The organism is Thermobifida halotolerans, from assembly GCF_003574835.2.
GTDB lineage: Bacteria > Actinomycetota > Actinomycetes > Streptosporangiales > Streptosporangiaceae > Thermobifida > Thermobifida halotolerans.
The window spans coordinates 2,431,057-2,451,570 of record NZ_CP063196.1 but is presented as its reverse complement, the minus strand read 5'-3'; the positions used below and the strand labels follow the sequence as shown (position 1 = coordinate 2,451,570).

Genomic DNA, 20,514 nt, shown 5'->3' with positions numbered 1-20,514 from the left:
GGCGCCGGAGCGGTCGGGGCGCTTCCGGGCCGCCACCGCCCGCGCCGCGCGGGACGTCCCTTCCGCCCGCGTCCGTCTGTGGAGGCAGGGGCGGACGCGGGCGCTGCGCGCCTGCCCCGGGCACGGCATCTGCCATGCCCGGGCGGCGCCGCGCCGCCCGGGCACCGGTTCACGCTGCTGGTGACGGCGGTCCTGACCGCGTCGCCCCGGCGGCACGGGGTCCGCCCGGGGGCGCTGCCTCACCTGGGCGACTCCTGTGGTCTACGGCACAAAGGAGGGGGTCTCAGTCCGCGACCGTGGTGCGCAGCCACACCGCCGTGTTGCCGGGCAGGACGTGCGGTCGCAGGTCGGCACTGGCCAGCAGCACCTGCCCGCGCGGCAGGGGAACCGGTTCGGAGCCGGTGTTGACCAGCACCAGCAGGTCCGTGCCGCGTCGGAAGGCCAGCACGTCGCCGCGGTCGAACTCCGCGTCCCAGGAGAAGCCGGGATCGGGGGAGAACCCCCGGCGCAGGCGCAGCGCGGTCCGGTACAGCGTCAGGAAGGAGGCGGGATCGTCCCGCTGGGCCTCGACCGACATCTCGCCCCAGTCGTCCGGTTGCGGCAGCCACCCCGGAGCCGGGCCGAAACCGAAGGACGGCCCGGTCCGCTCCCAGGGGATCGGCACCCGGCAGCCGTCGCGGCCCTTGCCGGTGTGGCCGCTGCGCTCCCAGGTGGGGTCCTGCAGCACGTCGGCGGGCAGGTCCGCGACCTCGGGCAGGCCCAGTTCCTCGCCCTGGTAGAGGTAGGCGGAGCCGGGCAGCGCCAGCTCCAGCAGCGCCGCCGCGCGGGCCCGGCGCCGGCCCAGCGCCAGGTCGGCCTTGGGGTCGGCGCCGTCGCTGAGCAGCCAGGCGTTCAGGTCGGTGCCCTTGGGCAGGCCCAGCAGCGACACCGGCCGCACCACGTCGTGGTTGGCCAGTACCCAGGTGGCCCGGGTGTCCACGCTCGCCGCGTCGGCGAGGCTGGTGGAGATGACCCTGCGGTAGGCGGCGGCGTTCCACGGGCAGCGCAGGAACTCGAAGTTGAACGCCTGGTGCAGTTCGTCGGAGCGCAGGTAGCGGACCAGGCGTTCGCTGGGCAGCCACGCCTCGGCCACGGCGATCCGGGGCGGGTCGAACTCGTCGAGGACCCGCCGCCACTCCCGGTAGATGTCGTGCACCTCGGGGCGGTCCCAGTGCGGGTGGTCGGGGTTGGTGGTGAAGGGGTCCACCCCGGTGGGATCGTCGTGCGGCACCACCTCGCGCAGTGGTTCGCTCAGGTCCTTGACCAGCGCGTTGGCCACGTCGATGCGGAACCCGTCCACGCCGCGGCGGCACCAGAAGCGCAGGATGTCGGTGAACTCCGCGCGCACCTCGGAACTGAACCAGTTCAGGTCGGGCTGCTCGCGGGCGAACAGGTGCAGGTACCACTGGCCGTCGGCCACCCGGGTCCAGGCGGGGCCGCCGAACATCGACTGCCAGTTGCTGGGCGGCAGCGACCCGTCGGGACCGCGGCCGTCGCGGAAGATGTAGCGGTTCCGCTCGGGGGAGCCGGGAGGGGCGGCCAGCGCCCGCTGGAACCACTCGTGCCGGTCGGAGGTGTGGTTGGGGACGATGTCCACGATGACCCGCAGTCCCAGGCGGTCCGCGGTGGTCACCAGGGCGTCGAAGTCCTCCAGGGTGCCCAACCGCGGATCCACCCCGCGGAAGTCGGCGACGTCGTAGCCGCCGTCGGCGAGCGGAGAGGGGTAGAAGGGCGACAGCCAGACCGCGTCCGCCCCGAGTTCGGCGACGTGGTGCAGGCGTCGGGTGATGCCGGGAAGGTCGCCGACGCCGTCTCCGTCGGAGTCGGCGAAGCTTCGCGGGTAGATCTGGTAGATGACGGCGTCGTGCCACCAGTCCTGCCTCATGGGTCTCCCATCGGGATCGCGGAGTCGAAGGAGTGCGAAGGGTAGTCTGCCGCCCGCGGTGCGTGGTCGTTGCGGCTCCGGTCGGAGGTGTCGCGGTTCGGGCTGGATCGGAGCGCGGGTTCGCGCGACACTGACGGTGTTTCCCGAAAACGCCGGAGAATTCCGGGACGCCGTCCCGAGACGGCGGGACGGCCCGCGGAGTGCGGGAGCCGGGCGGACGGGGCAGGGGACGGAAGCGACGAGGGACGGGGGCCGTGCCGATGCCGGGTCGGACACTGCTGGTGACCAACGACTTCCCGCCGCGCCGGGGCGGGATCGAGACGTTCTGCTATGAGTTGGCCGTCCGCATGGCCCGCCGCGACGGTGTTGTCGTCTACACCTCCACCTCCCCCGGGGACCGGGACTTCGACGCGGGCCTGGACTTTCCGGTGGTGCGCGAGGCGACCGCCACCCTGCTGCCCACCCGGCGGGTGGCCGACCGGGCCGCCGCGCTGCTGCGCGAGCACGCCTGCGACCGGGTGCTGTTCGGCGCCGCCGCGCCGCTGGGGCTGGCGGCGCGGCGGCTGCGCGCGGCGGGCGCGCGCCGGATCGTGGCCATCACGCACGGGCACGAGGTGTGGTGGGCGCGGCTGCCCGGCTCCCGCGCGCTGCTGCGCCGGATCGGCCGTGAGGTCGACGTGCTCACCTGTCTGGGCGACTTCACCCGCGCGGAGCTGGAGCGCGCCCTGGCCCCCGCCGACCGCGCCAAGCTGGTCCGCCTCACCCCCGGGGTGGACCCCGACCTGTTCCATCCGGGCGTGGACGGCTCGGGGGTGCGCGCGCGCTACGGGTTGGGGGAGGCGCCGGTGGTGCTGTGCGCGGCGCGTCTGGTGCCGCGCAAGGGGGTGGACGCCCTGATCCGGGCCATGACCTGGGTCCGGGGGCGTCTTCCGGGGGCGCGGCTGCTGGTGGTGGGGGAGGGGCCCGACGAGCGGCGGCTGCGCGACCTGGCGGCGTGGGCGGGGGTGGAGGAGGAGGTCGTGTTCGCGGGCGGGCATCCGCACGCCGAGCTGCCCGCCTTCTTCGCCGCCGCCGACGTGTTCGCGATGCCCTCGCGGACCCGCCGCCTCGGTCTGGAGGCCGAGGGGCTGGGCATCGTCTACCTGGAGGCGGCCGCCAGTGGGCTTCCGGTGCTCGTCGGGGACTCCGGGGGAGCGCCTGACGCGGTGCGGCACGGCCGCACCGGGTTCGTCGTGGACGGCCGCGACCCCAGGGCGGTGGCCGGGCACCTGGTGGCCCTGCTCGCCGACCCCGCGGCGGCGGGGGCGATGGGGGAGCGGGGGCGCGCCTGGGTGCTGGCCGAGTGGACGTGGAAGGCGTCGGCGGAGCGGCTGTTCGCGCTGCTGGACTGAGTCCTCCGGGAGAGGCCTCTCGGCGCGTGGTCGGGAGGCGCTCCGCCGCAGGGCGGCGGCGGGAGGAGCAGTCGGCGGCGGTCCGGGAAAGGCGGAGGGGCGCCCCGCGGTGCGGGGCGCCCCTCGCGGCACGGGGGGACTACACGGCGGCTTTGGTGTTGGCGGGGTGGCCGATGGCCAGGCCGCTGGAGGAGTCGAAGTAGTGCAGGCGGCGGGTGTCGACGGTCAGCGCGACCGGCTGGCCGGGACGCACCGAGCTGCGCGGGTTCACCCGGGCGGTGAAGAACGTCTTGTTGCCGCCGCCCGACAGCGGCAGGGCCTCGTCGCTGTCGTCGTCGGAGGCGTCGGCGGCCAGGGCCGCGGCGGCCTCGTGCTGCACCGGCGGGGCGTCCACGCCGAAGATCACGTTGATCTCGGTGCCCAGTTCCTCGGTGACGTCGGCGACGATGTTCATCGCGCTGCCGTTGTGCGCGGCGAACTCGGCGTCCTCGAAGTCGGAGGGACGGATGCCCAGGATGATCTCGGAGCCGAAGTAGTCGGACAGGCCGGGGTGCTCGCGCACGCTGTCGGCGCCCACGTTCAGGGTGTGGTCGGCGAAGCGCAGGAGGGCGCCGCCGTCCCCGGCGTCCTCGATGCGGGCGTCCACGAAGTTCATGGCGGGCGAGCCGATGAAGCCGGCGACGAACAGGTTGACCGGGTGGTCGAAGAGGTTCTTGGGGGTGTCGACCTGCTGCAGCTTGCCGTCCTTGAGGACCGCGACGCGGTCGCCCAGGGTCATCGCCTCGACCTGGTCGTGGGTGACGTAGATGGTGGTCACGCCCAGCCGCTCGTGCAGCTGGTGCAGGGAGGCGCGCATCTGCACGCGCAGCTTGGCGTCCAGGTTGGACAGCGGCTCGTCCATGAGGAAGGCCTGCGGCTCGCGGACGATCGCGCGGCCCATCGCCACGCGCTGGCGCTGACCACCGGAGAGCGCGGCGGGCTTGCGCTTGAGGTAGGGCTCCAGGCCGAGCATCGCCGCGGCCTCCTTGACCCGGCGCTCGATCTCGGCCTTGGGGGTCTTGCGCAGCTTCAGGCCGAACGCCAGGTTCTGCTCCACCGTCATGTGCGGGTAGAGGGCGTAGTTCTGGAAGACCATGGCGATGTCGCGGCTCTTGGGCGGCAGGTCGTTGACGACCTTGCCGCCGATGCTGAGGGTGCCCGCGCTGATCTCCTCCAGACCCGCGATCATCCGCAGCGCGGTGGACTTGCCGCAGCCGGACGGGCCGACGAGAACCATGAACTCGCCGTCCTTGATCTCCAGGTTGAGGTTGTCCACGGCTTTGACGCCGCCGCTGTAGATCTTGTCGACGCCGCTGAGGACGATCTCGGCCATGAGTGAACAGCTCCTTTGCAGCTGACCGATACGGATCGGTGTGTCACTCAGATCGAACACCATGACCGATCGTTTTGTCTATATCTCCCTCGCTAATGATCGATTTTTTGATCGAGTTGATCGGTTCTTTCGGTTTCGGGGGGATTGGCGTCATCGGCACCGGTGCGTTAGCCTGGCACGCGCCGTCACTGGACGGAAGCGCCGCAGCCGCGCGCCGTCCCCGCCGCCGCGGGCCGACACACGAGCACTGCGCGGTGGTGGACGAGTGCCCGAGTCTGGGTAGGCTGACGGCCAGTCCAGCACTGGACGGACCGGTCGGCGGCCTGGAGACTCGCGCGTCGGACGCCGCGCCACCCACCAGGTTCGGCGCACGGCGTGGGAGGACCAGTACACCGCGGCCGGGCGGGGGGTTGGACCCGGAGAAGGCCTGAACATCCAGTAGACAACGGTCTCCGAGCTCGCCGCCTACGGGACGGAACCGGTCCGAAGGGTGTTCGGGCCTTTCTCCGCGCTCCCCGCATCCCTCCGCGTTCCGAATCCCGCCGCCACCCCGTAAGCTGCTGGCGTGATCCTGCTCCTTCGGGCACTGGCCGCCGCGCTGTCCGGACTGGCCCAGCTCGCCGCCCTCCCCCCGTACGGACTGTGGCCTCTGGCGGTTCTGGGACCGGCGCTGCTCCTGGCCGCCGTCCACGGTGTGCGCGCCCGGCGGGCGGCCTGGCTGGGAGCCCTGTCTGGCGCCTGCCTCATGGTTCCCCTCATCAGGTGGCAGGAGGTCTTCGGTGTCGACGTGTGGCTGGTCATCGCCGCCGCGGAGACCGTCTACTTCGTGCCGATGGCCATGGGGATCGCGCTGGTGTCCCGGCTTCCGGGCTGGCCGCTGTGGACCGCGGCCCTGTGGGTGGCCCAGGAGTTCTGCCGCGCCCGCTTCCCCCTCGGCGGCTTCCCGTGGGGGAAACTGGCGTTCAGCCAGCCCGACACGCCCTTCTCCGGCTACGCCGCGCTCGGCTCCTCCGCGCTGGTCACCTTCGCGGTGGCCCTGACCGGCGCGGCACTGGTGGCCGCGGCCCGCGCGGTCCACGCCGCACTCCGCGGGGAGCGACACCGGGGCCTGCAACTCGCGCTGGTCGGCGGCCTGGCCGCGACGGTGCTCCTCCCGCTGGGCGGAGCCGCGGCCCTGCGCGCGACCGAACTGGAGGACGACCACACCGTCACCGTCGCCTTCGTCCAGGGCGACGTTCCGAACGCCGGCGAGACGAACATCCTGGGCGAACGCATGCAGGTGCTGCGCAACCACGTCGAGGGCGTGCACGAGTTGGCGCGGCTCGTCCGCGAGGGCGAGGCCGCCCGGCCCGACCTGGTGGTCCTGCCCGAGAACGCCAGCGACATCGACGCCTACGCCGACCCGCTGGCGGCCGAGCTCATCTCCGAGGCCGCCGCGGACATCGGGGTCCCGCTGCTGTTCGGCATCACCCGCTACAGCTCCGACGGGACCGAGCGCGAGATCCGCAGCGTCGTGTGGGACCCCGAGACGGGCCCGGGCGACCACTACACCAAGCGCTACCTGGTGCCCTTCGGCGAGTACGTCCCCTTCCGCGACGTGTTCGCCACCGTCGTCACCCGCCTCCAGCAGGTCGGCAGCGACGCCGTGCCCGGCACCGAGCCGGGAGCGCTGGAGCTGAACGGCACCACGGTCGCCGCAGCCATCTGCTTCGACGTCGCCTTCGACCGTCCGCTGCGCGAGTCGGTGGACGCGGGCGGGCAGATCATCGTGGTGCCCTCCAACAACGCCAACTACAACTTCACCGGCCAGTCCGACCAGCAGTTGGCCATCACCCAGTTGCGCGCCGTGGAGCACGGCAGGCCCGCCGTGGTCGCCTCCACCAGCGGAATCAGTGCCGTGGTCGACGAGCGGGGGCGGGTCGGCTACCGCTCCCCGGAGGCGGAGCCGGACGTCCACGTCGCCGAGGTCCCCGCCAAGAGCGGCCTGACCCCGGCCACCCGGCTCGGCGCGCTGCCCGAGGCCGCGCTGACCCTGCTGGGCCTGGGCGCGGTCGTCGCGGCGCTGGCGCGCGCCCGCGGCCCCCGGAGCGGGGTGGAGAGGCCGAAGCAGCAGGGCACACCGGAGGAGAGGGACACCGACCCCGTTCCGGCCGGCTGAGCCGCACGGTGGGAGTGCCGCGGCCCCGGGCCGACCACGGCCGGCGAGGAGAGGTCAGGGACGGGGAGGTCTCCAGGCCCCGCCCCAGGGCGTGCGGACGGGCGGCCGTTCCGTTCCCCGCGCCGGGAACGCGCGGCGGGCGTGCCGCGTTGTCACAGTAAGAGTTCACTTCCGGGCGTTGGATGGGGCACCATGCCGCTGTTGATCCTGATCGCGCTGATGGCGCTGCCGTTCCTGGAGATCTGGCTGATGATCCTGGTGGGCAGCCAGATCGGCGCCACCTGGACGATCGCGTCGCTGTGCGCGCTGAGCGTCGTCGGCGTGCTGGTGGCGCGCCGGGCCGGACGCGGCGCCTACGCCGACGCCCAGCAGACCCTGCGCACCGGAACGCCGCTGGGCGGCGACCTGGTCGACACGCTGATGCTGCTGGCGGGCGGTGTCCTGCTGGCCGTCCCCGGCTTCCTCACCGCGCTGCTGGGCGCGCTGATGGCGCTGCCCTTCACCCGGCCCGCCCTGCGCTGGCTGGTCAGGAGTTGGGCCAGGCGCCACCTGGACCGGGCGCGCGCCCAGATGGAGGCCGACCTGCTCACCCTGCGCGACCACGCGCCCGGCGCCCGCGTCCCCGACGACCGCCCCGGCGCGGGCCGCGTCATCCAGGGCCGCGTCATCCACGACGACGAGTCCGAGCAGAACTGATTCCCCTCCCCGGGGACGGGGGAGTCCCCCCCCGTGAGGCGGGACGCTGCACGGGTGACCGGTGGGACAATCGGTGTGTGATGCATGAATCCGGTTACAACTACCTGATGGACATGGACGGCGTGCTCGTGCGGGAGGAGCACCTCGTCCCCGGGGCCGACCAGCTCGTCGCGGAGCTGCGGGCTCATGGCACCCGCTTCATGGTGTTGACCAACAACTCCATCTACACCCCGAGGGACCTGAGGGCACGGCTGCTGCGCAGCGGACTGGACATCCCCGAGGAGTCCATCTGGACCTCGGCGCTGGCCACCGCCAGGTTCCTGCAGGAGCAGCGGCCCGGAGGGTCGGCCTACGTCATCGGGGAGTCGGGACTGACCACCGCGCTGCACAACGCCGGTTACATCCTGACCGAACGCGACCCCGACTACGTGGTGCTGGGAGAGACCCGCACCTACAGCTTCGAGGCGATCACCCGCGCGATCCGGCTGGTGGAGAGCGGCGCCCGGTTCATCGCCACCAACCCCGACGAGAAGGGCCCCAGCCGCGAGGGATCGCTCCCGGCCACCGGCGCGGTCGCCGCGCTCATCGAGAAGGCCACCGGACGGGCCCCCTACTACGTGGGCAAGCCGAACCCGCTGATGATGCGTTCGGCGCTGCGCGCCCTGGGCACGCACTCGGAGAACACCGTGATGATCGGCGACCGGATGGACACCGACGTGCGCTCCGGGCTGGAGGCGGGCATGCAGACCATCCTGGTCCTCACCGGGATCTCCGACTCCACCACCGCGGAACTGTTCCCCTACCGGCCCACCGCCGTCTTCGGATCAGTGGCCGACCTGGTCGGACGCAGCCACGACCCCTTCACCGCGGAGCAGCCCTGACCTCTTTCCCCGACCCGGGGCGCACACGCAGACGCCGAGGGGCGGCCCCGGGGCCGCCCCTCGGCGTGGTCGTCCGTACGGTTGCCCGTGCTGCCCGGTACGGTCAGGCGCTCCGCCGCTGGGACACCGAGCTCATGTGCTTCTGCTCCTCGCGGCGCCGCGCCCGCAGCAGTTCCAGCCGCTCGGCCAGAACCTCCTCCAGGTCCTCCATGCTGCGCCGCTCCAGCAGCATGTCCCAGTGGGTGCGGGCGGGTTTGGTCTTCTTCGCCTGCGGCTGCTTGCCGTCGACCATCAGCGCGTTGTCGCCGCAGAAGCGGCATTCCCAGTTCGCGGGGATCTCCGCCTCCGAGGCGAAGGTGACGGCGAAGCGATGGCCCCGAGGACAGTCGTAGGTGACCTCCTGGCGCGGAGCCAGGTCGGTGTTGCGGTCGTTTTCGTAGCTTGTCGCCCCGAGTCGGGTTCCGCGAAGTGCTCGCTCGGCCATCGTGTGGGTGCCTCCAGGCGCTCTTGCGGTCTCGTGGGTGTAAACGCGGTGGTCGGTCTCAGGATTCCCCGGACGGTGAGTGCCCAACCGTGCGAGAATGCCCCGTTTCACGCGGGTCCCGTTTTCGGTTCCACCGACCCCAGGATTGTGACCTATCCCACCTTCCCTGCGGGAGATGAATCGTCGCAGCTCAGACAGGCTTGATGGAAACTTTGTGCGATGACCGCGTCGCACGGCGCAGCGTCGAAAAAACGTGCTTTCGGCGCGGAAGCATCACCGAAACATTTGGCTCCTACGCTTCGGGGGCGTTCCCCGCACAAGGAGCACTGCCGTGAGCCATGGTTTGAGCCGTCCACGCCCCACGCCCGGACCGACCCCTCCAGTGCGCTGCCCGGTGCACGCCCAGGCCGTCCCCCTCTACAAGAGCGTCCACCGCCCCGACCACGCGCTGCTGTGGGAGGAGCTGCGCGCCCGCTTCGGCACCGTGGCCCCGGTGGAGATCAGGCCCGGTGTCCCCGGCTGGCTGCTGCTGGGCTACCACGAGAACCTGAACGTCCTGCGCAACCCCGCCAGCTTCGCCACCGATCCGGCCCGGTGGCGGGAGTCCCGCGAGGAACGGCAGGCGGACCGCGTCCACGGCGCCGCCCTGGCCGTGGACGGCGAGCGCCACCGCCGGATGCGCGCGCCCATCGTCGAGGGGCTGCGGGCGCTCAGCGGGCGCCGCCTCACCGGAGCCATCAAGCAGACGGCGACCTCGCTCATCGACCGCTTCGCGACCAGGGGGCAGGCCGACCTCATCGCCGACTACGCCGTACCGCTGCCCGCGATGGTGCTGAACTTCCTGTTCGGCCTCGACACCCGGTACGGCGACCTGCTGGCCAGGCTGTGCGCGGCCCGCAACGGCGGCGACCCCGACACCGCCGCGCGCGCCGCCGCCGACATCCACCGCTACGTCACCGCGCTGGTGGAGCGGCGGCGCGCCGAACCCGGCGACGACTTCGTCTCACGGCTGCTCGCCCATCCCGCCGGGCTCACCGACGACGAGGTCGCCGCCGAGCTGACCATGCTGCTGCGGGCCGGCGTGCAGCCCACCGCGCACCTCGTCGGCAACGCGCTGCGGCTGCTGCTCACCAGGTCCGAGGTCGCCACGGCCTACCGGGGCGCGGCGCTGCCCTCCGTCGACTTCCTCGACTACGTGATGTGGGCCGACCCGCCGCTGCAGACCCTCGCGGCCCGCTATCCCACCCGCGACGTGCGCATCGGCGGCGCCGACATCAAGGAGGGCGAGGCGCTGGTCCTGGGGTTCGCCCCCGCGCACGCCGACCCCGCGACCCGGCGGGGCGACCGCGACGCCTTCGACGCCCTCGTCGGCAACCGCGCCCACCTGATGTGGGGGGCGGGACCGCACGGCTGCCCCGCCCAGGCGCTGGCCTGCGAGATCGCCATCACCGCCATCGACACCCTCATCGACCGCCTCGACCCGGTGCTGGACGGGACGCCCGACGACCTGCGCTGGCGTGCCTCGCTGTCGGTGCACGGGCTGGTGTCGCTGCCGGTGACCTTCCGGCCCGAACCGGCCCCCGCCGTTCCGGAGCAGCCCGCCCCCCGCGCCCGGCGGCGGCTGCTGCCGGTGAGGGCGGGCCGTCCCCGGGCGCAGGGCGCCCGCTACAGCGCTCCCGGCGCCGCCATCGAGGACACCGCTTCCAGGGCCGCCTCCGCCCGCCACGCGCGCGTCGGCACGCCCACCTCGCGGGCGACCGGAGCGCGCTACCACGTTCCCGCCGCGGAGGAGGCGCGGCCCGACCCGCTGGAAGGGCTCCTCACCCGGTGGGGATAGCGGGTCGGACGCGGACGGGAGGGGCCGACCGGTCCCGGGCCCCGTGCCCGGGACCCTCAGACCTTCTCGGGCACCCGGTTGCCCGCGTCGCGGATCGCCGCGGGGATGTTGATCGTCAGCAGCAGGACGAAGCCCAGGACGAAGAACACGATCAGGGACAGGATCGCCAGCCGGTAGTCGCCGCCCGTGGCGTCGAGTACCACGCCGAGGACGAGGGCCCCCAGAAACGCCGACCCCTTGTCGCTGATCTCGTACAGCCCGAAGTACTCCGCCTCCTTGCCCCTGGGGATGAGCTGGGAGAACAGGGAGCGCGACAGCGCCTGGGTGCCGCCCAGCACGATCGCGATGAAAAAGCCCAGCGCGAAGAACTGCACGGCTGATCCCGCCTGCAGCACCGGAGCCACCGCCACCACGGCGGTCCACACCACCAGGCTGCCCAGGATGGCCTTCTTCGCGCCGACGCGCCGGGCGATCGCGCCGAGCAGCAGCGCCCCGCCGAACGCCACGAACTGCACCATGAGGATGGTGCCGATCTGCACGGTCTGCCCCAGGCCCAGGGCCTGGTCGGCGAAGGTCGCCGAGAACGCGATGACGGTCTGGATGCCGTCGTTGAACAGGATGTAGGCCACCAGGAACAGCAGGGTGCGGGGGTAGGCGCGCAGGCTTCGTACGGTCTGCCACAACTGGGTGAAACTGCGGCCCACCGAGATCCGCCGCACCGGGACCCGCAGTGACCTCTCGCGCCGGTTGCGCAGCCGGGCCAGCGGGATCACGGTGAAGACCGCCCACCACACGCCCGCCGACACCATGCAGATGCGCACCGCGTGCCCCTCCTCCAGGCCCAGGCGCTCGTGGCCGAGGAACAGCGCCAGGTTGAGGGTGAGCAGCAGCGCCCCGCCCAGGTAGCCCATCGCCCAGCCGCGCGAGGACACCGCGTCGCGCTCGTCCTCGTCGGCGATGTCGGGCAGGAAGGAGTTGGCGACCACGATGGACGCGCCGAACGCGACGTTGGCCAGGACGAACAGGCCCGCCCCGAGCAGGTAGCGGTCCCCGTGCACGAAGTACAGGCCCATGGTGGCGAACGCGCCGAGGTAGGCGGTCACCCCCAGCAGTTCCCGTTTGCGTCCGCTGCTGTCGGCGATCGCCCCGAGGGCGGGCAGCAGCACCAGTTGCAGCAGCACCGACAGCGACGTGGCGTAGGGGTAGAGCGAGGCCGGGGTGATCATCCAGCCGAGCACGCTGATCCGGTCGCCGGCTCCCGCGGCGTTCTGGGCGAGCGTGGTGAGGTAGGGGCCGAGGAAGACGGTGATGACGGAGGTGGTGAAGACCGACTGCGCCCAGTCGTACATGTACCAGGCGCGCCGTTCGGAGCGGCGGGTGCGCTCCTCGTCGGCGGGGGTGGGCGAGGGTTCGGGGATGGCGGTCGACAACGCGGTGCTCTCTCTGGGAGTGCGGTGGGTGCCGCAGTTCGGAAGGTCGGTCAGTGGGTCGGTGCGGGCCACAGCCCCCGGTCGAGGAGGACGCGGCGCAGGGCCGCGGTGTTGTCGGTGACGATGCCGTCCACGCCCAGGTCCAGCAGGCGCCCCATCAGCGTGGGATCGTTGACGGTCCACACGTGCACCTGGAGGCCCAGGCGGTGCGCGGCGGCCACCAGGTCGCGGCTCAGCAGCGGAAAACCCCTGTGGCGCAGGGGGATCTGCACGCAGGACACGTCGCGTCGGACCAGGGGCAGCAGCAGCGGGACGAACGAGGCCAACCGCAGCCGCAGCACGTCCACCGGGCCGCTGGACAGGGTCACGGGGCGGTCGAAGGTCCGGCGCACCCGTTCCAGCCGCGACTGGTTGAAGGAGCCGACGCACACCCGGTCCCAGGCGTTGGTGCGGCGCAGCACCCGGCGCAGCGGCTCCACCGCGGAGTCGTCCTTGACGTCGATGTTGAAGCGCGCCTCGGGCAGTGAACCGAGCAGGTCCTCCAGCAGCGGCACCGGTTCGCTGCCGCCGACCCGGGCCCGGGCCACCTCCGAGTGGGGAAGTTCGGCGACCGTGCCCTCGCGGTCGGTGACGCGGTCCAGGACGGGGTCGTGGAAGGCCAGCAGCACCCCGTCGGCGGTGGCGCGCGCGTCCGTCTCCAGGTAGCGGTAGCCGAGGCGCACCGCGTGCTCGAAGGCCGCGGCGGTGTTCTCCAGGTCGGTGCGGACCCGCCCCGAGGAGTCGGTGGACCAACCGCCCCGGTGGGCCAGGCCGATGGGGGTGGGGGAGGCAAGGTAGACGTCGCTCACCGGACCAGTATGGCGAGACGGAGATAACGGCGGGAGTACGGAAGAGGACAGATCGGGGAGTACCGACCCCGCCGTCCCGGTGCCGCGCGGGGGCGGCGGCGAGAAAGTCCCGGATCCGGTGGTCGATCGGGGGCCGCGGCGACTCTGGAACGGGTGACGGATCACTGTGCGATCCGGTGCCGATGCGAAGGAGACGCCATGACGACCACCGCAGACGACCACAGCCGGGGCCGCCGGGCGCGGCGCGTGCCGGTCTGCCCCTCCCGCCGCCGTGTGCGCCCCGAACACGACCTGCCGCGCTTCGCCCAGCTCGTCGCCGAGGTGCTGGCCGGTCAGCGCGAGCCCGAGCAGTTGCGTCCGCGCCTGTCCGAGGGCGCCTACCGGCGCCTGCTGCTGCGGGCGGGCTGCTATCCCGGGGTGCGGCTGCGTCCCCGGCTGCGCGCGGCCCGGCTGGGCTGTCCGCGGCCCGGGGTCGCCGAGGTGAGTGGGGTCGTCGGCTACGGGGAGCGGCACCGGGCGCTGGCGCTGCGGGTGGTCTACGCCGAATACGGTTGGCTGTGCACCGATATCGAGACCGACGTGCGCTAGGAGTCGGCGGGCCGCATCCGCCGGGCGGCCGGGCGGTGCGCGCCGTCCGGCCGCCCGGCGGGGACGGGGCGGACGCGGACGAGCGCCCGGAGCAGGTCGTCGGTTTCGTTACTATCGCAGGAGTTGTGACGGCACGGCACACCAGCGGAGGTCAACGTGGGCCCCTTGGAGAACGGCGATCCGGAGCGGATCGGCCGCTATCGGCTGATCGGGCGGCTGGGCGCCGGAGGCATGGGCCAGGTGTACTTCGGCCGCTCCGCGGCAGGTCGGCCGGTGGCCGTCAAGCGGATCCACCCGCACATGGCCACCGACCGGTCCTTCCGTGAGCGCTTCGCCCGCGAGGTCACCGCGGCCCGCCGGGTCAGCGGGGCGTTCACCGCCCCGGTGATCGACGCCGACCCCGACGGTGAGGTTCCGTGGCTGGTCACCTCCTACGTTCCCTCGCTGCCGCTGGACCAGGCGGTGCGTGAGTACGGCCCGCTGCCCGAGCCGAGCCTGCGGGTGCTGGCCGCGAGCCTGGCCGAGGCGCTCACTGAGATCCACCGGGTGGGGCTGATCCACCGCGACCTCAAGCCCGGCAACGTCCTGCTGGCCGACGACGGGCCGCGCGTCATCGACTTCGGCATCGCCCGCGCCACCGAGGGCACCGCCGCCACCCAGTCGATCATCGGCACTCCGGGGTTCATGTCGCCCGAGCAGATCCAGGGCGCCCCGCTCACTCCCAAGAGCGACATGTTCGCCTACGGTGCGGTGCTGGTCTACGCGGCGGGCGGGGTGGGACCGTTCGGTGAGGGCGCGATGCCCACCATGGTCATGCGGGTCCTGCAGCACGATCCGGACCTGTCGTCGGTGCCCGCGTCGCTGCGCGGGCTGGTGGCGGCCTGTCTGGCCAAGGACGAGGGGCGCCGCCCGGGGCCGGGCGAGGTGCTCGACGCGCTCGGTGACGTCCCCGCGGGATCCTCCTGGCTGCCGCCGGTGTTCATGCGCGGCATCCGGGAGCAGGTGGCCAGGGTCAACGCGGCGCTGAGCGGGTCGTCGCCCGCGGACGGCGGCGCGACCGTCGCCCTGGGCTCGCAGAGCGCGGGCTACTCCGCCACCGAGGTGCTGGGCGACAACCAGCCCACCCGTGCGGTCGCCTACGACCAGCCCGCCGAACCGCAGCAGCCGACCTCGGTGCTGGGCATGGAGTCCGGACGCGCCGACGGGCCGCCGCCCACGGCGGGCCACGGAAACAGCGGTGGGCAGACCCCGCCCACGGCGGGCTACGGGCAGACCGGTGGGCAGACTCCGCCCACGGCCGTCTACGGAAACAGTGGCGGGCAGACCCCGCCCACGGCGGGCTACGGGCAGACCGGTGGGCAGACTCCGCCCACGGCCGTCTACGGAAACAGTGGCGGGCAGACCCCGCCCACGGCGGCGATGCCGCCCGCGGGCCACTCCGCTGCCACTCCGCCGTCGCGCGACGACGCCTACGCCGACCTGTACCGGGGGTCCTCTCCGACCGAGGAGCAACGCCGCCGCGAACGCGAGGAGCTGCGCCTCCACGAGGAGCGGATGCGCCAGGAGCAGCAGTGGCGCGCCCAGGAGATGGAGCAGCAGCGCCGCGCCCAGGAGATGGAGCGGCAGCGCTACGAGGAGCAGCGCCGCCGGGAGGCCGAACGGGCCCATCGGGAGCGGATGCGCGCCGAACGCGAGTACGACCGGCGGGCCGAGCGCACCTCCCGGGTCGCCGACCAGCCGAGCCTGTGGAGCTTCGTCAAACTGCTGCCGCTGCTGATCATCCCGATCATCCAGATCCCCCTGGGCTGGGGCGCCTCGATCGCGTGGGAGTGGTTCGCCACCACCGAGTTCTACACCGGTGACGGCTGGCACTACCCGGGGCTGCTGAGCGTCGAGGGGTTCTTCCAGGCGCTGTACCTGGGATACTTCCTGCTCAACAACGTGGTGTCGGTGGAGTACCTGATCCGCTGCCTGCGCACGGGGTTCGTGACCGGGGTGATGCTGGCCCTGGCCACCATCCTGGGCACCAACTGCGCGCTGTGGTACTTCGGCTTCTTCGGCTGAGCGGGTGTCGCGCGGGAGCGCCCGGGTGCGTGGGTGCCCGTACCCCCGTCCTCGGGCGTCCTTCAGGGCATCCCGCATCACACGGCTCCCGGCTTGCGTGGTGGCCGGTGTTCTTCTCCCTGTTCCGCCTGTGGGGGGGCGCGGGTGGGTCGGCGCCCGGGGGCGCCTCCCCACTCCCGCGCCAGCCCACCCCCTCGGGCGGGCCTCTCCCGCAACGCTTCTCGCCCACCCCCACGGAGCTGAGGCCGCACGCCCCTGGGGGTGAGGCGGCCTGCAAACCCCCTCGGGGCTGAGGTTCCAAGACCTTCGGGAGCCAGGGCCACCCGGAGATCCTCTCGGGGCTGGTGCCACACGATCCTCCGGGGCGGGGGCGCCCGGCCCTCCTCCTCGGGGCTGGAGTGCCGCGTTCTGCAAACTGTCGCTTATGTGGCGAATTGGCCGAAACAGGCCAGAAGTCCCAATGGTTGGGTTTTCTTCGCTAGGGTGCTCCAACACTGCCGGATCGGTGAAGGGGGCCCGGTGTCGCTGGAGTGGCGGCCGCTGGAAGCGGTGTTGGGGCGGATCGAGGCGCGGGGCCGGGCCGGGCGGCTCGTCGCGCAGTTCGTGCGCTTCGGCTGGGCGCAGGCGTGGTCGTGCGCGTTCGCGGCGTGCGTCTTCGCCGGTCTGGGACTGTCCATGCTTCTGCCGCTGCCGATCCCCCGCTACGACGCGCTGCTGGTCTACCTGGTCGCGGTGACCGCGGTGTTCTGGGCGCTGCGCCTGGAGAGCGGCCGGGAACTGCTGGCGATCCTCGGCTTCCACGTGGTCGGCCTGGTCTTCGAGCTGTTCAAGGTGCAGATGGGCTCCTGGGTCTACCCCGAGCCCGCCCTCACCAAGCTCGGCGGGGTCCCGCTGTACAGCGGGTTCATGTACGCCGCGGTGGGCAGCTACGTGGTGCGCTCCTGGCGGCTGCTCGACCTGCGGCTCACCGGCTACCGGCGCGCCGCCACGGCGGTCGTGGCCGCCGCGGTCTACCTCAACTTCTTCACCCACCACTGGCTGCCCGACCTGCGCTCCGCGCTCGCGGTGGCGGTGCTCGCGGTGACCTGGGGCACGTGGGTGTACTTCACGGTGGGCCGGACCCGCTACCGCATGCCGCTGGCGCTGGCGTTCGTGCTGATCGGGTTCTTCCTGTGGCTCGCCGAGAACATCGCCACCCTGCTGGGCGCCTGGAACTACCCCGACCAGGCCGAGGTGTGGACGATGGTGTCGCTCAGCAAGTTCGGGTCCTGGGCGCTGCTGGTGACCGTGTCGTTCGTCCTGGTGGTCGCCTGGAAGAAGCGGCACGCGCTGGTCGAGTCCCCCTCGGCTCACTCCGCGTAGCGGCGGACGGTGGCGCGGGCCCGTTCCACCACCCGCTGTCGCAGCTCCGCCGGTTCCAGCACCTCGGCGTCGGGGCCGCACTGCGTGAACTGCGCGGTGGCCTGCTCCAGGGACTCGAACGGGACCTCCGCGTGCAGTCGGCCGTCGGGGCGCGGCTCGGCCGCGTCCAGCGCGCCGTGCAGCGCGGGCGGACAGGTGGCGCGCAGCAGGTCGCGGCCCGCCGGGGTGAGCAGCACCCGGGCGGTGCCGGTGTAGAGTCCCGCCTCGAATTCGCGGGACCACTCCTCCCAGTAGGCGGCCAGGTCGAAGTCGTCGGGACGGGAGAAGCGCTCGCCGGTGCCGGTGGCCTCGTCGACCCGTGCGGCGCGGAAGGTGCGCGGGCCGCGACCGGAGGTGTCCGGATGGGGCAGGGCCACGAAGTACCACAGCCCGCTCTTGAGGACCAGGCCGAGCGGGGCGAGGACCCGCTCCACCGGGTCGGAGTTCCACCGCCGGTAGCGCACCGCGATGACACGCTGCTCCCACACCGCCGAGGCGATCGCCGCCAGGTGCGGGGCCTGGTCGGGTTCGCGGAACCAGGCGGGCGCGTCCAGGTGGAACCGGTCGCGCACGCGCTCGGCGCGCTCGCGCATGCTGTCGGGCAGGGCGGCCAGGAGCTTGCGGTTGGCGGCGGCCATCTCCGCGCCCAGCCCCAGCTCGGCGGCGGCCTGGGGCACCGCGGTCAGGAACACCGAGTCGGCCTCGCCGTCGTTGAGACCGGTCAGCCGGGTGCGGTAGCCGTCCACCAGCCGGTAGCCGCCGCCCACGCCCCGCTCGGCGTAGACGGGGATGCCCGCGGCGCTGAGCGACTCCACGTCGCGGTAGATGGTGCGTTCGGAGACCTCCAGTTCGGCGGCGAGCTGTGCGGCGGTCAACCGGCCGCGGTTCTGCAGCAGCAGGAGCAGGGACAGGAGGCGACTGGCGCGCATGCCCCCATTGTCCCGCCTTCCGTGTGTTCGGTTCCCCGGGCGAGGAAGGCGGGGCGGGGTAGGACCACGGTGGTCGGCGGTCGGCGCCGGCACGGCCCGTGCTCGGGGTGTGCGGGGGAGAGGAAGGGCGAGGGCATGGAACTGGTCGGGCTGCGGCAGGTCAGCGAGGCGGCACAGCGGCTGACGGGCGGCGTGGTGCGCACACCGGTGGTGCCGTGTCCGTGGGCGGACGGCGAGTTCTGGGTGAAACCGGAGAACCTGCAGCCGACGGGAGCCTTCAAGATCCGCGGGGCGACCAACGCGGTGGCGCTGCTGGACGGGGCCACCCGCGCCCGGGGCGTGGTCACCCACTCCTCGGGCAACCACGGCCAGGCCCTCGCCCACGCGGCCAGGGCGCTGGGGGCGAGGTGCACGGTGGTGGCCCCCGAGGGCGCCTCACCGGTGAAGGTCGAGGCGATGCGCGCGATGGGCGCGCGCGTGGTCACGGTCCCGCCCGAGCGGCGGGAGGAGACGGCCCGCGCCCTGGCCGCCGAGGAGGGGGCCGCGCTCGTGCCGCCCTTCGACCACCCCGACGTGATCGCGGGCCAGGGCACGGTCGGACTGGAGATCGTGGCGGACCTGCCCGAGGTCGACGTGGTACTGGTCCCGGTGGGCGGCGGGGGTCTCGCCTCGGGCGTGGCCACGGCGGTCACGGCACTGCGCCCCTCGGCGAGGGTGGTCGGAGTGGAACCGGAGGCCGCCGCCGACACCGCCGAAGGGCTCGCGCTGGGGCGGCGCACGGTGTGGGCGTCGGAGCGGACCCGGCACACGATCGCCGACGGGGTGCGGGTGGGCAACTCCGAGTTGACCTTCGCCCACCTGCGGGAGCGCCTGGACTCGGTGGTGACGGTCGGCGAGGCGCAGATCCGCGCGGCGATGGGGGTTCTGGCCCGGCGCGCCCGCCTGGTCGCCGAGCCCAGCGGAGCCCTGGCGACCGCGGCCTACCTGTCCGGCCGCACCCCCCGCGGACGCACGGTCGCGGTGGTCTCGGGCGGCAACGCGGACCCGTGGCTGCTGGCCGAGGTGCTCACCGCGGCCGTGCGTCCGCGGTGAGCGGACGCGCCCGCCCCGGGGCCCCGGTTTCTCCGGTGGTGAGGGTTGAGACCGGTGACCTCGGATAGTGGGCACACGCGCCCTCCGGTCCGGACGCGAACGGAGCCGGAACGCGCCTACCCGGCGGGGCCGCGCCGCCGAGCGGCTCCGCGCCGACACGAGGGGGAGACGACATGAGAGCCGTGGTGTGGCACGGAGTGGGGGACATCCGGCTGGACGAGGTCGCCGAGCCGACCGTCCAGGACCCCCAGGACGCGATCGTCCAGGTCACCACCAGTGCGATCTGCGGCACCGACCTGCACATGGTGCGGGGCACGATGCCGGGCATGGAACCGGGCACGGTCATGGGCCACGAGGGCGTGGGAGTGGTCACCGAGGTCGGCTCCGAGGTGCGCAACTTCCGCCCCGGCGACCGGGTGGTGATCCCCTCCACGATCGGCTGCGGTACCTGCAGCTACTGCCGCGCCGGCTACTTCGCCCAGTGCGACAACGCCAACCCGGGCGGCCGCCGCGCCGGAACGGCGTTCTTCGGCGGCCCGCAGTCCACCGGCTCCTTCCAGGGCATGCAGGCCGAGCGGGTCCGGGTGCCCTACGCCAACATCGGCCTGGTGGGCCTGCCCGACCGGGTCAGCGACGAGGAGGGCATCCTGCTCTCCGACATCTTCCCCACCGGCTGGTTCGGCGCCCGGCTGGCCGAGATCACCACCGGGGACACCGTCGCGGTCTTCGGCTGCGGCCCGGTGGGCATGTTCGCGATCCTGAGCGCCTGGCAGCAGGGGGCGGGCCGGGTACTGGCCGTCGACGCGGTGCCCAGCAGGCTGGAGCAGGCGCGTGCCCTGCACGCCGAGGTGATCGACTACACCCGTGAGGACCCCGTGGCCGCACTGGTGGAGCTGACCGGCGGCATCGGCCCCGACCGGGTGATCGACGCCGTGGGCGTGGACGCCGAACGGCCCACCAGCGGCCCGGCGGCCTCCACCGGAGACGACGTGCACCGCCTGGAGAAGGAGCACGCGGCCTCGGTGCCCAGTGCCCGGACCGGGGACGAGCGGACCGTCGGCGGCGCCTCCGCGCAGGCCCTCAGGTGGGCCGTGGACGCGGTCGCCAAGGCCGGGACGGTGGCGATCATCGGGGTCTACCCGCCCGGAACCGACACCTTCCCGATCGGGCAGGCCATGAACAAGAACCTGGCGCTCAACATGGGCAACTGCAACCACCGCAAGTACATCCCGAAACTGCTGGACATGGTGGCCTCCCAGCAGCTCGACATCACCTCGGTGCTGACCCAGGAGGAGCCCATCACCGGAGACGTCCTGCGCGCCTACGAGGCGTTCGACCGGCACGAGCCGGGATGGACCAAGGTGGCCCTCACCACCGTGTGACCGGGTCGCCGGTCCGGCAGCCGACCACGAGGACGAG

General features: G+C 72.9%; 16 protein-coding genes. 10 read left to right on the top strand and 6 right to left on the bottom strand.

Annotated features, from left to right (window positions below):
* Positions 1-283 precede the first annotated feature (283 nt).
* Positions 284-1,924 (bottom strand): glycoside hydrolase family 13 protein, encoded by a 1,641-nt coding sequence (locus tag NI17_RS10970; protein ID WP_068690893.1) that lies wholly within the window; start codon positions 1,922-1,924, stop codon positions 284-286.
* Positions 1,925-2,184: 260 nt separating this feature from the next.
* On the opposite strand from NI17_RS10970, the gene NI17_RS10965 reads away from it, so the two are divergent.
* Positions 2,185-3,315, top strand: a complete 1,131-nt coding sequence (locus NI17_RS10965) for a glycosyltransferase family 4 protein (RefSeq protein WP_068690895.1) — start codon at positions 2,185-2,187, stop codon at positions 3,313-3,315.
* A gap of 139 nt (positions 3,316-3,454) precedes the next feature.
* Here the strand turns inward: NI17_RS10965 and NI17_RS10960 are convergent, their stop codons facing one another.
* Positions 3,455-4,687 (bottom strand): ABC transporter ATP-binding protein, encoded by a 1,233-nt coding sequence (locus tag NI17_RS10960; protein ID WP_119267568.1) that lies wholly within the window; start codon positions 4,685-4,687, stop codon positions 3,455-3,457.
* A gap of 565 nt (positions 4,688-5,252) precedes the next feature.
* On the opposite strand from NI17_RS10960, the gene lnt reads away from it, so the two are divergent.
* The 3 genes from lnt to NI17_RS10945 all read left to right on the top strand — a co-directional run bounded on the left by lnt (position 5,253) and on the right by NI17_RS10945 (position 8,422).
* On the top strand, positions 5,253-6,845 hold the full coding sequence (gene lnt / locus NI17_RS10955) for an apolipoprotein N-acyltransferase (protein ID WP_084012576.1): 1,593 nt from the start codon (positions 5,253-5,255) through the stop codon (positions 6,843-6,845).
* A gap of 192 nt (positions 6,846-7,037) precedes the next feature.
* Positions 7,038-7,541 carry an FxsA family protein gene (locus NI17_RS10950; RefSeq protein ID WP_068690900.1) on the top strand — a complete coding sequence of 168 codons (504 nt, stop codon included), beginning with the start codon at positions 7,038-7,040 and terminating at the stop codon, positions 7,539-7,541.
* Positions 7,542-7,648: 107 nt separating this feature from the next.
* The gene (locus tag NI17_RS10945) at positions 7,649-8,422 is read left to right on the top strand and encodes an HAD-IIA family hydrolase (RefSeq protein WP_068691018.1); all 774 of its coding nucleotides are present in this window, start codon (positions 7,649-7,651) and stop codon (positions 8,420-8,422) included.
* 103 nt (positions 8,423-8,525) lie between these two features.
* Here NI17_RS10945 and NI17_RS10940 read toward each other — a convergent pair whose 3' ends face one another.
* Complete coding sequence (locus NI17_RS10940; RefSeq protein WP_068690903.1) at positions 8,526-8,906, bottom strand: RNA polymerase-binding protein RbpA; 381 nt, start codon at positions 8,904-8,906, stop codon at positions 8,526-8,528.
* Between the two features lie 331 nt (positions 8,907-9,237).
* Here NI17_RS10940 and NI17_RS10935 point away from each other — a divergent pair, with 331 nt between their 5' ends.
* Complete coding sequence (locus NI17_RS10935) at positions 9,238-10,743, top strand: cytochrome P450 family protein (protein WP_068690906.1); 1,506 nt, start codon at positions 9,238-9,240, stop codon at positions 10,741-10,743.
* Positions 10,744-10,799: 56 nt separating this feature from the next.
* On the opposite strand, the gene NI17_RS10930 is transcribed toward NI17_RS10935, so the two are convergent.
* Together NI17_RS10930 and NI17_RS10925 are read right to left on the bottom strand one after the other, a co-directional pair.
* A complete protein-coding gene (locus NI17_RS10930; RefSeq protein ID WP_068691020.1) occupies positions 10,800-12,173 on the bottom strand; it encodes an MFS transporter in 1,374 nt (457 codons plus the stop codon).
* A gap of 50 nt (positions 12,174-12,223) precedes the next feature.
* Entirely contained in the window at positions 12,224-13,021 is a 798-nt protein-coding gene (locus tag NI17_RS10925; protein WP_068690908.1) for a glycerophosphodiester phosphodiesterase family protein, read from the bottom strand.
* A 198-nt stretch (positions 13,022-13,219) separates the two neighbouring features.
* Here NI17_RS10925 and NI17_RS10920 point away from each other — a divergent pair, with 198 nt between their 5' ends.
* From NI17_RS10920 to NI17_RS10910, 3 genes are all read left to right on the top strand, one after another.
* Positions 13,220-13,609 carry an Rv3235 family protein gene (locus NI17_RS10920; RefSeq protein WP_234401887.1) on the top strand — a complete coding sequence of 130 codons (390 nt, stop codon included), beginning with the start codon at positions 13,220-13,222 and terminating at the stop codon, positions 13,607-13,609.
* Between the two features lie 156 nt (positions 13,610-13,765).
* The gene (locus NI17_RS10915; RefSeq protein ID WP_243597685.1) at positions 13,766-15,673 is read left to right on the top strand and encodes a serine/threonine protein kinase; all 1,908 of its coding nucleotides are present in this window, start codon (positions 13,766-13,768) and stop codon (positions 15,671-15,673) included.
* Positions 15,674-16,192: 519 nt separating this feature from the next.
* Entirely contained in the window at positions 16,193-17,035 is an 843-nt protein-coding gene (locus tag NI17_RS10910) for a DUF817 domain-containing protein (RefSeq protein ID WP_234401889.1), read from the top strand.
* On the opposite strand, the gene NI17_RS10905 is transcribed toward NI17_RS10910, so the two are convergent.
* On the bottom strand, positions 17,023-18,003 hold the full coding sequence (locus NI17_RS10905; RefSeq protein ID WP_068690911.1) for a helix-turn-helix transcriptional regulator: 981 nt from the start codon (positions 18,001-18,003) through the stop codon (positions 17,023-17,025). The two genes, NI17_RS10910 and NI17_RS10905, sit on opposite strands and share 13 nt — an antisense overlap.
* Positions 18,004-18,138: 135 nt before the next feature.
* Between NI17_RS10905 and NI17_RS10900 the strand changes: the two genes are divergently transcribed.
* Together NI17_RS10900 and NI17_RS10895 are read left to right on the top strand one after the other, a co-directional pair.
* Positions 18,139-19,095 (top strand): threonine ammonia-lyase, encoded by a 957-nt coding sequence (locus NI17_RS10900; protein ID WP_068690913.1) that lies wholly within the window; start codon positions 18,139-18,141, stop codon positions 19,093-19,095.
* A gap of 173 nt (positions 19,096-19,268) precedes the next feature.
* A complete protein-coding gene (locus NI17_RS10895; protein WP_068690915.1) occupies positions 19,269-20,477 on the top strand; it encodes a zinc-dependent alcohol dehydrogenase in 1,209 nt (402 codons plus the stop codon).
* Positions 20,478-20,514 lie beyond the last annotated feature (37 nt).